11 protein-coding genes and 1 pseudogene are annotated in these 13,597 nt (G+C 35.6%); 10 read left to right on the top strand and 2 right to left on the bottom strand.

The features are described 5' to 3' along the window. The first annotated feature begins 29 nt into the window (after window positions 1–29). The 6 genes and pseudogenes from CFS60_RS11700 (at window position 30) to CFS60_RS14090 (ending at window position 7,751) form a co-directional block, all read left to right on the top strand. Window positions 30–1,310 (top strand): methyltransferase domain-containing protein, encoded by a 1,281-nt coding sequence (locus CFS60_RS11700; protein WP_088810420.1) that lies wholly within the window; start codon window positions 30–32, stop codon window positions 1,308–1,310. Further along, a complete protein-coding gene (locus tag CFS60_RS11695) occupies window positions 1,311–3,857 on the top strand; it encodes a metallophosphoesterase (protein WP_088839285.1) in 2,547 nt (848 codons plus the stop codon). It abuts the gene before it with no gap. Window positions 3,858–4,024: 167 nt separating this feature from the next. Continuing rightward, window positions 4,025–4,407 (top strand): annotated as a pseudogene (locus tag CFS60_RS11690) ((deoxy)nucleoside triphosphate pyrophosphohydrolase). A 114-nt stretch (window positions 4,408–4,521) separates the two neighbouring features. After that, window positions 4,522–7,272 carry a DEAD/DEAH box helicase gene (locus tag CFS60_RS11685; RefSeq protein ID WP_255387572.1) on the top strand — a complete coding sequence of 917 codons (2,751 nt, stop codon included), beginning with the start codon at window positions 4,522–4,524 and terminating at the stop codon, window positions 7,270–7,272. Window positions 7,273–7,295: 23 nt separating this feature from the next. After that, window positions 7,296–7,532, top strand: coding sequence for a hypothetical protein (locus CFS60_RS14095; protein ID WP_255387567.1), 237 nt, complete (start codon window positions 7,296–7,298; stop codon window positions 7,530–7,532). A 9-nt stretch (window positions 7,533–7,541) separates the two neighbouring features. Continuing rightward, window positions 7,542–7,751 (top strand): GNAT family N-acetyltransferase, encoded by a 210-nt coding sequence (locus tag CFS60_RS14090; protein WP_369823199.1) that lies wholly within the window; start codon window positions 7,542–7,544, stop codon window positions 7,749–7,751. A 24-nt stretch (window positions 7,752–7,775) separates the two neighbouring features. Here CFS60_RS14090 and CFS60_RS11675 read toward each other — a convergent pair whose 3' ends face one another. Next, on the bottom strand, window positions 7,776–10,247 hold the full coding sequence (locus CFS60_RS11675) for a YfhO family protein (protein ID WP_088839283.1): 2,472 nt from the start codon (window positions 10,245–10,247) through the stop codon (window positions 7,776–7,778). Window positions 10,248–10,403: 156 nt separating this feature from the next. Between CFS60_RS11675 and CFS60_RS11670 the strand changes: the two genes are divergently transcribed. Together CFS60_RS11670 and CFS60_RS11665 are read left to right on the top strand one after the other, a co-directional pair. After that, window positions 10,404–10,736, top strand: coding sequence for a nucleotide pyrophosphohydrolase (locus tag CFS60_RS11670; RefSeq protein ID WP_088816053.1), 333 nt, complete (start codon window positions 10,404–10,406; stop codon window positions 10,734–10,736). A 15-nt stretch (window positions 10,737–10,751) separates the two neighbouring features. Continuing rightward, window positions 10,752–11,315 carry a DUF2975 domain-containing protein gene (locus tag CFS60_RS11665; protein WP_088839282.1) on the top strand — a complete coding sequence of 188 codons (564 nt, stop codon included), beginning with the start codon at window positions 10,752–10,754 and terminating at the stop codon, window positions 11,313–11,315. A gap of 9 nt (window positions 11,316–11,324) precedes the next feature. Here CFS60_RS11665 and CFS60_RS11660 read toward each other — a convergent pair whose 3' ends face one another. Then, on the bottom strand, window positions 11,325–11,672 hold the full coding sequence (locus CFS60_RS11660) for a DUF4440 domain-containing protein (RefSeq protein WP_255377323.1): 348 nt from the start codon (window positions 11,670–11,672) through the stop codon (window positions 11,325–11,327). 138 nt (window positions 11,673–11,810) lie between these two features. On the opposite strand from CFS60_RS11660, the gene CFS60_RS11655 reads away from it, so the two are divergent. Both CFS60_RS11655 and CFS60_RS11650 read left to right on the top strand, forming a co-directional pair. Next, on the top strand, window positions 11,811–12,821 hold the full coding sequence (locus CFS60_RS11655) for an ABC transporter ATP-binding protein (protein WP_088816050.1): 1,011 nt from the start codon (window positions 11,811–11,813) through the stop codon (window positions 12,819–12,821). Between the two features lie 447 nt (window positions 12,822–13,268). Further along, window positions 13,269–13,595, top strand: a complete 327-nt coding sequence (locus CFS60_RS11650) for a hypothetical protein (protein ID WP_088839281.1) — start codon at window positions 13,269–13,271, stop codon at window positions 13,593–13,595. The last annotated feature ends 2 nt before the right edge of the window (window positions 13,596–13,597 follow it).

Below are 13,597 nucleotides of genomic sequence, written 5' to 3'. Positions count from 1 at the left end.
GTTATACTAAAAAGAAAAAGGAGAACATCATGGCAATTATTCAATTGAAAAGCACAAATCCGGCATTTTCATTTCTGATTAAGAAAAATCCAGCTTCTGGTATGGTTTTTCGGGGCATTCGAAAAGGCATTGCGACAGGCTGGTTTAGCGCTGAAGGGACATACCACGTCTTTTTTCAAGATGCGCAAAACACAATTTCTTTTAAGGGGAAAAATGAACCGGATTTTGATTACTTAAACCTATCGAAATATACGAGCCCATTTGCTTATTTGCAGATGACAAATGACTTTTTTAGGAGTGTTTATACGAAAGAAAACGATCAAGATACACGAGGTTTTAAAAATCGTCTTGTTTTTTCAATGATTTATGCGCGAAAAGAACATTATTTGCGATTTTTTAAACAACATTTTGAGAACTATGATTTTACGGTTGTGAAGAAGACAGAGAATTATTATGAAGTGGCAATTGAAACCGAGGAAACACTAGGCGACTTATTAAAGTTAGCTAATGTATTTTGCTTGTTCCTAGCGATGAATAGTAAAGAGTCCATCCAAGTGGAGGATAGTTTAATTCAAAAATACATTCAGTTCCTCATCGATTTAGATGTGCCTTATTTTATTCGCTATTTATTCGCGCAAAACTTCCTTTTTCGTCCGAAAACGTTTCAAAAATTTAAAAAACAATTGGAAGCGACTGAAAAATACGATATCGAGTTGCAATTTGGTGGCACACACTTGCAGCGTCGTAACGCCATTTTAGCGCGGCTTGATTTTTCCAATTCCATTGTGGATATTGGTTGTGGGGAAGGCTTTTATGCGATTCCATTTGCGAAAAAGCTAGCCGACACGGATTTTTATTACGCGATTGATATTGATACCGAATTGCTAAGGCACGTTGAAAAGCGGGCGAGCCGCGAGGAAATTGAAAATATCGGTACGTACGAATCATTCGAACATTTTTTAGAAAATGCGCCGACTGAAAAAGTGGATGTTCTGCTTACGGAAGTGATTGAGCATATGCCGATAAAGCAGGCTGACAAATTGGTGACGCAAGTTTTAAATAGTACAGATTTCGAACATTTTATTGTGACGACGCCTAATCGGGATTTCAATGCGTTTTATGAACTGGAAGATGCGTTCCGCCATACGGACCATAAATTCGAAAGTTCTGCTGAAGAATTTCAAGATTGGCTTCGCGAAATTGTCGGGAGGTCTAACCGTTTTGAAGTGGATTTTTTCCAAATAGGGGATAAAGTGAACGGTATTAGTACGTCGAGCGGTGCAATTATTTATAGAAAAGAGGTGGAATAGATGGAGCTTAGGACGAGTTTACATACGATTTTTTTGATGATTGGACCGAGTGAGTGTGGGAAAACGACATTTGCGAAGGAATTTTTGATGCCGGCACTCCGTAAAGATGTACCGGAGAAGAACTATTTTATGAACATCAGCTATCTTTCTTCAGATGAAATTCGCCAAGATTTACTGGGGCATGCGCATGACAAATATGCGAGAGTCATGCTTGAGAGCAGTGAGCAAGCTTTTTCTCTTTTGTATGAAAAGCTGAGACTTGCGACATCGTTTCCGATTCAATCCGATTTCGTCGTTATTGATTCAACGGGACTTTCCGATAAATTTCGCGAGCAAATAAGAAAAATTGCCGTAGAAAATCATTACAATGTGGAAGTAGTGCTGTTTGATTATAAAAATCGCGCTGATTATTTTCGAACGGAACGAAGTAAAACTATTATTTCGAACCATATTACACGTTTGCGGCGTGAGGTATTACCCGTTTTACGACGCGAAAATTATCAGGCTGTTCACCGGGTAAGATTTCCGGTGCAGAAACTAGATGTGGCGATTTCAAATTATGAGGAAATGCTTGGTACGCTTCTTCCGCCAGACGAAACCTACACGTTTATCGGGGATGTTCATGAGTGTAAAACGAGCCTTATCTCGCTTTTGAAAAAATATAATTTCGTTTTTGATGCGGATGAAATGATTGTCGAAAAACCAAGTCACGAATTTATTTTGCTTGGCGACTTTATCGACAAGGGGAAAAATACGCGCGCGATGGTCGAGTTTCTTTATAAAAATAAAACGCATTTTCGCATTGTTTTAGGCAATCATGAAAATTTTGTGCATAAATATATTGAAAAGAAAATTCAAGGTGCGGACGAAACGCTCGTAAGAGACTATTTTGATTCAATTCCTGTACTCTCTTCAGATGCAGAACTTTATGCGAAATTTGTTGAACTTGTTTTACAGGCGCAGCCGTTTTATCGTGTCATTGGAGAAGGACAACCAAGCTTTTACGCAACTCATGCGCCGTGTAAAACGAAATTCCTAGGCAAGCTCGACGATGAATCAAAACGGCAGATGCGCAACTTCCGTTTATTCCGAGATGAAAATATTGAAGAGCAGTTGTCGTTTTTGAGAGATGAGGCGAAATCGATTCCCCCGTACCACTTTTTCGGTCACATCGCTTCAAATCAGGCTTTTCGCATAAAAAATAATATTCATGTTGATACGGGATGTGTGCAGGGTGGCTCGCTGACGGGTGTGACGCTGAACTATCGTTTGTCGTATCAGTCCGTACAAAGCGACAACGCAGAAACCGAGCAACTGCCTACTTTGTTTAAACGCCAAAAACAAGTGTCGGAAGCTGAACTAACAACGGCAGATGCGAAGCGTTTAGCGTACGTGGCAGAGGAAAAAATTAATTTCATTTCAGGAACAATTGCGCCCGCTGAAAGTGATGCAGAGAAAAATGAACTTGAGTCGTTAGACAAAGCGCTTGATTATTTCCGCTCTAAAGACTGCTGCGAAATTACGTTACAGCCTAAATACATGGGCTCCCGTTGCAATATTTATTTGCACAAAAACAGTAAAAAAAGCTACGCGGTTAGCCGTAACGGCTTTAAAATCCGCGACGAACGTCTAAATGATTTATTCGCTACGCTAAAAACGCGGTTTAATGATATTTTTGAAAAAAACGATTTATCATGGCTCATTTTGGACGGCGAACTCATGCCATGGCACATTCTCGGACAAGGTTTAATTGATGAGAAATACACACCAATTAGTGTCGCGCAACATACCGAATTGGATATTTTGGCTGAAGCAGGATATGATGTAGCCTTTCAGGCGGTGATTCAGAAAATGGAAGCAACCGATTTTGAATACGACCAAGTGAAAATGAGTAAAAAAAATCTCATTGAAAAATATGGAAGTGGTGACTATCAAACGTTTAAAAATGCCTTAGTTTTAAAAAATAATTATGTTGCGACGGAAAGTCTGAAAAAAGCCGCAGAAAAATTTGATGAACAATTAAAATTATACGGCTCACCTGAAGAAATGACATTCAAACCATTTTCTATTTTAAAGATGGTTCAAAATGATGGTACCGAAAAACGTTGGGCAGGAACAACTTCAGAAATGTATGCTGTGCTATCAGACGACTCTTTTGTCACGATTAATCTCCAAAATGAGGATGCCTCACAAATTGCGGCAGACTACTTTAAAACCATTACTTTCGACCAAAAAATGGAAGGTATTGTAATAAAGCCAGAAAAGCAAGTGGAAAATGTAGCTCCCGCAATGAAAGTGCGCAATGAGGACTATTTACACTTAATTTACGGCTACGACTATCATTTTGAAGGAAAATATGCCAAATTAATACGCAACAAAAAAGTTAAACAAAAGCTTCGAACATCGATTTCGGAATATAAGTACGGTGAAGAAATGCTCGATGTGCCGCTAGCAGAAATTTCGGAGCACAATGACGTTTATAAAGCGGCCGCTATTAATATGTTGTTTGAAACGATGAAGGAAGCGGAGATTGATCCGCGGTTGTAGTTTATGAAGCGTAACGAGAAGTTACGCTTTTTTGCTTTTAATTAAGCAATTAAAAGCAAAAGGATTTTGTGTGATTCAAAAATTAATAAAAAATTTGATTTGACCTGCAAAATGGAAGTTTTTTGTTATAATAAATATAAAATGAAAATGTGAGGGCTTAAAAAAATATGAAAAAAAAAATCAATGTTGTTGGGGCAGCAATTATAAAAGAAAATAAAGTATTGTGTGCGAGAAGAAAGATAAATCTTTAGGCGGTTTGTGGGAATTCCCAGGTGGAAAGATAGAGGAAAATGAATTGCCTAGAGATGCGTTAAAGAGAGAGATAATGGAAGAAATGAATGTAGATTTAGAGATAGGTGAAGAAATTTGTTCGAGTACTTATTCATATGACTTTGGTGATGTTAATTTAACAGTATTTTATTCAAAAATAATTAGTGGAGAAATGAAATTAAATGACCATGACAAAATTGTATGGTTAGATAGAGATGAACTGAATTTAATTGATTGGGCACCAGCAGATTTGGAAGCAGTGGCTAGAATTAAAGGATAACATCTATTTGAAGGAGATTCCTAAATGAATATAAATGAAGCTTTAAAAGAATCGATTCAATCCAGCCTAATTGATGGCTAAGATTACATACAAAATAGACTATCGCCTAGATTGGTGATAAATAATCAAAAAGCTGATGAAACAGTTCTAGAAGTTCTTCAGTCTGAATTAAAAGTGTGTAAAAATTTTTCATTTACAATTGCTTTCATTTCTTATGCAGGGTTAGCGGCACTAAAAACAGTACTATATGACTTAGCAATTAAGGGTGTAAAAGGCAGAATCATTACTTCAAATTATCTTGCATTTAATAGTCCAAAGATGTATAGAGAACTTTTGAAAATTAAGAATTTAGAAGTGAGAATTTCTGATTCGGAAGGTTTCCATTCAAAGGGGTATATATTTGATCATGGGAATTACCAATCTATTATGATAGGCAGTTCAAATTTAACAAGGTCAGCATTAATGACAAATTATGAATGGAACTTTAAGATTAGTTCGAATGAAAACGGAAAAGTTGTTGAACAAATAAATGGACAATTTGAAGATGAATGGAAAAGCGCGGTTAATTTAACTCCTGACTTGATTAATCAATATGAGAAAAAGTTTTTAGAAATGAAAAAAATAGAGGCTGAGGTATTAGGTAAAATAAAAGTTGAAAAGTCAGAAGTGACTATTGCACCTAATAGTATGCAAAAAGTTGCACTTGTTGAGTTAGAGACTTTACGAAATCAGGGAGAAAAGAAAGCTTTAGTAATTTCTGCAACAGGAACAGGAAAAACGTATCTAGCTGCTTTTGACGTTCAAAATGTTAAGCCAAAGCGTTTTTTATTCATTGTCCATAGGGAGCAAATATTGTTAAAAGCTTTGGAATGTTTTAAGGATATTATTGGTGGAGATGAGAGAGATTACGGCATATTAACGGGTAATCAACGTGATTATACGGCTAAATATCTTTTTTCTACTGTGCAAACAATATCTAAGGAAGAAGTTAGAACCTACTACGGAAAAGAATACTTTGATTATATTATCATTGATGAGTCACATAGGGCTGCAGCAAACTCATATTTAGATATTGTAAACTATTTTAACCCTAAATTTCTTTTAGGAATGACGGCAACTCCCGAGCGTACTGATGAATTGAATATTTATGATTTATTTGATTTCAATGTAGCCTATGAAATCCGTTTACAAGAAGCATTGGAAGCTGATATGCTAGTTCCATTTTATTATTTTGGGGTAGTTGATTATGAAAAAGATGGTGTAGTAGTGGATGATAATACAAAGCTGAAAAATTTAATTGAATCAGAGAGAGTTGAGCATATAATTGAAAAGATTAATTATTATGGATTTGATGGGGATAAAGTACATGGTTTAATTTTCTGTAGTCTAAAAGAGGAAGCAAGGTCACTGGCAGAAGAATTAACGGCAAGAGGACTAAAGACTAAAGCTTTAACAGGTGAAGATAGCATTAAAACACGAGAAAAAGTAATTTGTGAGTTAGAAGAGGGACAAATAGATTATATTGTAACAGTTGATTTGTTTAGTGAGGGAATAGATATCCCTTGTATTAATCAGATAATAATGTTACGCCATACAAAATCTAGCATTGTTTTTATCCAACAACTTGGTAGAGGGTTAAGAAAGTATCCAGAGAAAGAATTTCTTACAGTAATAGATTTTATTGGAAATTACAAAAATAATTTCTTAATCCCAATAGCTTTGAATGGAGATAAGTCTCTAAATAAAGGAAATCTCAAAGATTATTTGAGCAAAACAGTACTCTCGGGAGTATCTGTTATCAATTTTGAGAGAATTGCAGAAGCTCGAGTTTATGAAGCTATAACGGTAGCAACATTAGATTCAATGAAAGAACTCAAAGAATTATTTTTAGATCTAAAATATAGGTTAAATCGAGTACCTCTACTCAAAGATTTTATTGAGAATGATTCTATAGACCCAATCATAATTGCGAGTAAGAAAAAGAATTATTATGCCTTTTTAAAAACTATGAAAGAGAATTTTTATGTTGAGAGTGAAGGTGAGGAAATCTTAAACTTCTTGACACAAGAGCTCTTAACAGGTAAAAGAACGCATGAATTAATAGTGCTAAAATACTTAATAGAATATAGCTTTATACCTAAGCAAGAAATTAGTTCATTATTGCAGAGTCGAGGGATTGCCTATGATGAGGCTGTTATCTCTAGTGTAATATCTGTGTTAACATTCGAGTTTTTCAAATCAGATAATAAAAATCCATATAGACATATTTCTTTGCTTAAAAATGATAGTGAGAAGTTAGAACTATCGGATACAATGGTAGCGCTAATGAAAGGTGATTCAAGTTTTCGCATTCTAGTAGATGATATTATTGAAACAGGACTTTGCAGAGGGCAACGATACAAAAATGGTGGCAGTTTCTCACTTTATGAACGCTATACAAGAAAAGATTTCTGTAGATTAATGAATTGGAGTAAAGATGAGTCATCAACTATTTACGGATATAGGATAAAGCATAATACCTGTCCAATCTTTGTGACGTATGAAAAAGATGCCATAGATTATAAATATAAAGATACATTAATTGCTCCTGATGTATTAAGTTGGTACTCTAAAACGCAACGAAACTTAAACTCCAAAGATATTATGCAGTTTAGAAATATTGAAAAAGAAAACCTTGAAATGCATTTGTTTATAAAAAAAGATGAATCTGATAAAAGTGAATTCTATTATTTAGGAAAATGTAGTCCAATTAAAGATAGTTTTAAGGAAGAAATTCATGATGATAAGCCCATCGTTAATATGTTGTTGAAATTGGAGAATGAGATAGAGCCGTCACTATATCATTCGTTAACAAGGAATTTATAATTAGAAGTCAGGAGGCTCTCCAAATGCAACTAAAATCCATTCGCACCCACCCCGAAATCCTCCGCCCAGCAATTGAGTATTTCCAATCAAAATGGGCCGATGAGGATACTAGCACGATTTATGAGGATTGTCTAACGCATGCGATGCAGACAGAAAGCCCGCTGCCGCAATGGTTCTTGCTCTATGATGGGGAGCAGATTATCGGCTGCGCCGTTCTTATCACGAATGACTTTATTAGCCGAATGGATTTGTACCCGTGACTATGCGCACTGTATATCGAAGAAACTTATCGGGGTAGAAATTACGCCAAGCTTCTCATCGATCATACGAAAGAAGTGGCGAAACAATTAGGATTTCCTAAAATCTATCTTTGCACGAATTTGATTGGCTACTATGAAAAACAGCAGTTTCGCTATATTGGTGATGGTTATCATCCGTGGGGTGAAAAATCGCGAATTTATGAAAGCGAAAATTTATAAAAATGACTCCCTAAACGTAGGGAGTCATTTTTTTTGGCGTCGTCTAATAATTAGCCCAACGACAATAACAAGAATAGAAAATAAAATGCTGTATGGAACAATTTTCGGACGGTAGCTAAGCGCAATTTGATGTTTTCCTTCCGGGACTGAAATGCTTGTGAAATTGCCCATTACTTGGCTAGTTGTTGTGTTTTTTCCGTCAATTTTAATTTGCCAAGCTTTATCGTACGGAATGGATAAAAAGAGCTCTTTTTTGCCTTTTGGCGCGGTGACAGTGCCACTCAAATGGTCGCCATTTTCTTCCGTTAATTGAAGCGCTCCGGAGTTTACATGATGGGTGAGATTTTGAAAGCGGGCCTCGTCCAGAGTATAAAATGCCATTTTCTCAGTTGAAAATCGTTTTTTCGGTTTAAACATAACCGAGATTTTTTCACCTTTTTTAAAGAAACCAAGATTATAAAGCTGATTAGAGTTAATCGCGATGTTTGTTTGATGCAATTTGCCGTTTACGTAGAGTTCATCAGTTGCGCGAAATTCCGCATTAGGCAGGTACATGAGCACATCGCCGCTTGTACGCGTGACGATTTCTTCTGTTGTTTTCACTAAATAAGGCTCTTTGTTAGGTAAAATACCTTGAAGAACAGACTCCAAATTTGAAAAAACAGCGCCGTCACGTAATTTTATGTTGCCGTCAGCGATGAAAAAGCCAGAACCAACTGCTTCCGCATTTTGAACAGCATGTAAAGCATCGTTTTGATAGGAAATTTGGTAGCGCACATTGAGCAATAAGTTCATTGCAGGATTTGCATCGACATAACTATAGCGCCGTTCATTTTTCGAATAAAGACCTAAATTTTTGAGCGTTTCAAGTGTTTGTTTATTTAATGTTGATGTGTAAGCGGAAGTGCCCGCGTAATGGAACGAAATCGCATCATTATAGCCATTATAAACATCAACATAACCTAATTTAGCGCCTGGAATTTTAGTTTGAACCCTGAAAAGTTCATCGCCTGGATTAAGTTTATTCATAAAGGAAGCTATATTTTTTGAGAAAGTTGAAAAAGTATGTTGCTTACCAAAATCTACATCTTGAAGACCCATTCGATAATTGCTGCCTAATTCAAAGAAAAGGAGAAGTGCGAGAAAAACAAGGAGCCAATTGGCTTTTTTTTGTGCCCATAGTAGTAGCAAAAGAACATAAATGCCAATAAAAACAACTGACGCTAGTAAACTCCACACTTGTTGTGCTTCAAAAAATGGTTCTTGCTTGAAAACGAGATTTTGAAAGCCCAGCCCGATTTCTCCAGCAATAAGAATGCCGATAAATATTCCAGCTGCCCGAAAAAGATAAACCGATTCGAAAGATTTCCTGAAATGAAGAAAACCTTTATAGGCAAATGCGATAATTAGAAAGCTAAATATAAAAGACTGACGGTACGGAAAGCCAGCAGGCGCCTGAAACATATGCCAAATTGTGTTGAAAAGTTCGATGATAAATGTAGCAAAAATCGCGAGAAATAAGTAAGCACCAATTAATTTTTCTCGTTTAGGAATGCTGCGGATTAAAAAATACATGATGAAAAATAAAGTGATCAATATTCCTGAATAAATGGTAGGTAAGTGATCAAGCCGCGAATCAAACCGAATTGTCCCTACTCCGAATTGCGACAAGAAAGAAACAAAGAACTTTGGATAAGGTAAAAGTGTACTAAACGCAAAGTTAGTTTTTTCCGTATTCAGCATCCCTAAAATGGACGGGATTAAAATAAAACTCGTCGCTAAACCAGCAAAAAGCGAACAAAAAACAAATTTTTTCCCTCGTGAAAGCAGTGTGCGAAAGCGCCAGTCCTCCCGTTTTTTATAGCGGATTGCGTACAAATAAAGGCTGTAAATAACCGCAAAAAGGCATACCATGTAACCTAAATAATAATTTGTTACGATGGTAAGAAAAAGTGCTATCACGTACATAGTCCCGCGGTTCAAAAGCCAAATTTTCTCCAGCCCTAAAACAACAAAAGGCAGCAAAACCAGTGCATCCAGCCACATATAATTCACACCATAGGCAATGGTAAAACCGCAAAAACTATACGCTGTAGAGAATAACCATATGGAATAACTGGTCGTTTTGTAGTGTTTAGCTAAATAATAACTCATGGAAAAGCCCATCGCACTAATTTTTAAAATCATCATCCAAGATAGCGCAATCGGCATATTCGCCTCGTTGAACATGAGGCTAATCAGATTGAAAGGGCTTGCCAAATAGTAGCCACTAAGCGATAAAACAGAATCTCCAATACCATTTGAAAAAGAATAAAGACTAAATCCATCTGTAAAAAAATTATGAAATAAGTGCAAAAATTGCATGTACTGTGAACCAATGTCACTCACTAAAAATGCTTGATCTCCAAAGGGCACAATGTGCAGCGAATAAAAAACGATACAACAAATGCCGAATGGAATACAAAAGCTCCCGCTGTAAAAAATTATTTTTTTCATGACACACCTCGTATAAATTTTTAAAATCTGTGAGAAGTTACATTCATCTCATTTTTATAGTTTGCTCAACATATTACATTTTTACCACGTTTTAAAAAATGTAATCTTGTAGTTCTGCATTTTTGTTATAATAAAAATAAAAGGGGCGGATTGAAAATGAGTGATGTGATGAAAGAAATTAATGATTTTCGCGAAGAGCGCGATTGGCGCAAGTTTCATAAGCCTAAGGATTTAGCGCTTTCGGTGTCGATTGAAGCAGCAGAGCTACTTGAAAATTTCCAGTGGAAAACGAGCGAGGAAGCTATTCAAGCAAACATGGGAAATATTCGTGATGAGATTGCAGATGTTTTAATTTATAGCTACATGTTGGCAGCTGATTTAAATTTAAATATTGAGGAACTAATTTTAGCCAAATTGGAGAAGAATAAAGCAAAATATCCTATAGAAAAAAGCAAGGTTTCCCGTCAAAAATATACGGAATTAAACTAAAAAGGAGAAACAGTGATGAAACTAACAAAATGGAGTTACTTTTTGCATGCATTTTTGAAATTGTTAGCGATAATTTACGCGGGTACATTAATCGTAAGCGGAACGATGTTGCTAAACGGGGGAGAAGTTAGTTTTAACGATTTTCCTGATGAAAATAGCCCTTTTAGCTTTACTATGTCTTCTTCAGTTGCGGCAGAAAAAACAAATGTAGCACTTGAAGCTGGTATCGGCTTTTTTGTTGCCGTTATCGCTTTAATATTCCTAGTTGGTGCATTATGGCTAGCAAGTGAAATTTTTAGAAGCTTTTCAAAAGGGAAAACACCGTTTCGTGAGAGAAACGTCAAGCGTATTAAGAAAATCGCAACATTAACGCTCTGTTACGCCATTATCCCACAAGTTTTATATTCCCTTTTACATACGATTTTTATCCCCGGCTATTATTTTTCCTTGTCAATCGGAATCACATTCCTATTAGCGATTGCATTTTTCATTTTGGCAGAAGTTTTCGTGTACAGAAACAATGTGGAAAAAAGTTTGAAAGACAAATTGCTTCAGGAGAAATCAGACTCGCAAAACTAGGCGTATCTGTTAATTTACAGGCGTTCCTTGATGAAAATATAATTTCCAGTGCCCATTTTGATATTTCCAAATGCTGCTACGCAAGCTTGTTTCATTTGTTGTATGATTTAGTAGCGTATAAGTTGTTAGTTGGCTTTTTTGCCCTAATGAATGCGATTCAAACTCTAAAATTTCATATTGATCAGCCGGCAATGAGGCATTTAAATAATCTTTTTTTTGCGTTTTATTTCCAGATTTACCAAACTCCAAGTAATTTTCGTCTAACAGATTTAAGATTTCAGTCATAGTTGAACGATTTTCGGCGTTTAAATGCGTCATTTCAAGTTCATAAAAGTTGCATTCTTGCATAGGCATCATTATTTTCCTTTCTAAAACCCAGATTTTAAGCTCATTATAGCACTTTCTAAATGAATCTTCCTAGACTTTCCTTGCCACTTTAGGTAAAATAGGAATGTCAGTTTATAAAAAAGTAAATTACCGGATGGTGAAATAAAAATGACAGATAAACCTGTTAAAATCAGACTGAAACATGTCACAAAACAATATGATTTACTTAAAAATAAAACAGAAAAGATTACTGCGGCGCTTTTAAATAAAAAAACCGATAGTTTTTGGGCTCTCCGTGATGTAAGTATCGAAATCCGTGACGGCGAAACAGTGGGACTTATCGGAATTAACGGTTCTGGGAAATCAACCATTTCAAGTATTATTTCGGGCGTTATCGTGCCGACTTCTGGTGAAGTAGAAATTAATGGTGAGGCATCTTTAATTGCGATTCAAGTAGGTCTTAAAGGTCCGCTTACTGGAATTGAAAATATTCGTTTGAAACTCCTTATGCACGGCATGACGAATAAAGAAATTGAAGCGCAAATTCCGTCCATTATTGACTTTGCGGACATTGGAGATTTCATCAACCAACCCATTAAAAACTATTCGAGTGGTATGAAATCGCGTCTTGGCTTTGCCATTTCGGTCCATTTAGACCCGGATATTCTCGTTATTGATGAAGCGTTATCCGTCGGGGACCAAACGTTTTATCAAAAATGTGTTGATAAAATCAATGAATTTAAAGCTCGTGGGAAAACGATTATTTTTGTCAGCCATTCTATTACACAAGTGAAAAACTTATGTGATCGTATTGTGTGGATGCATTATGGTCGTATTCGCGAAGATGGCGATAAGGAAACCGTTTCGGAGTCCTATATCAATTTTGTTAATTGGTATAACAGCATTACCAAAGAGGCAAAGAAAAAATATATCGAGGATCGTCGCGAGGAACAAAAAATTGGCCTAGGTCTTTCCGAGGAACGCAAAAAGCCAAATCAAAAAACAATTTCAAAAACAAACGTATTTATTGCGTGTTTTATTGCCGCACTCACGATTTTCTTCGGCTATTTAGTTGCAAGTGGCACATCATTCATCGGCTTGTTCGCCGACGGTACACCACAAACGCAGATTACTAGCCAAGCAGATGCAAACGAAAAAGTACCAATTCAAAACGCTTGAGCAAATTCCAAATAAACAAAAAGGATATAACCTAGCTACCGAGCAGGTTACATCCTTTTTTTAGAATACGGTTTTTGAAGTCTGTTAATTATTGATTTCATCAGTATGATAACACATTTATTTTGAAAAATAGGTGTTCGGAAGCTGCTTAAATCAAATATAAACTTTCAGAAAAGTTGAAGCAATCCATTGAAATCTAAAAATCAATAGTAAAGTGAGTTCCTTTTCTTAGAGTTGAAGTTCTCTATTTGGGTACGATTGTTTATTATCTGTATGTTATATAATAGTATTAGTAGGACATGATGTTTATTTGATTAAAAAATATTTGTAGCTTAGTGTTATAAAGTAGACACAAAACATGTATTATTTATTGTTAAAAAGTGTTAAATTTGGATGGAATTTTAATAAAGGTAAAACTATTAAAGCTTTAGGGAGGAAAATAAAGTAATGGATATACAGAATAAGTTTCTTTCACTGTTTGTAAAAATTGATAAGTTAAATATAGATTATAAAAATAATTTGATTCCTGAAAATGAGATTCGAGATATAAAAAATTACTGGGAAGATTTTGATGAGGATATAAAAATAGCTTTAAAACATATTGATAGTATTTCAGATGATGGAAAGAAAAGTTTGGATGGCAATTTAACGGAGCTGTTATTGCTTAGGGCAAATTTAATTGATTTAACGCGCTATTTTGAAGATGCAAGGATGTTAATTGAAAATGTGTGTATAAAAATAGACGAAGAAGAAAACAAAACTCATTTGGAATGACG

Origin of the sequence: Listeria sp. ILCC792, assembly GCF_900186135.1 — a bacterium.
GTDB classification, from domain to species: Bacteria; Bacillota; Bacilli; order Lactobacillales; family Listeriaceae; genus Listeria; species Listeria goaensis.
This window is presented reverse-complemented; position numbering and strand designations above follow the sequence as displayed.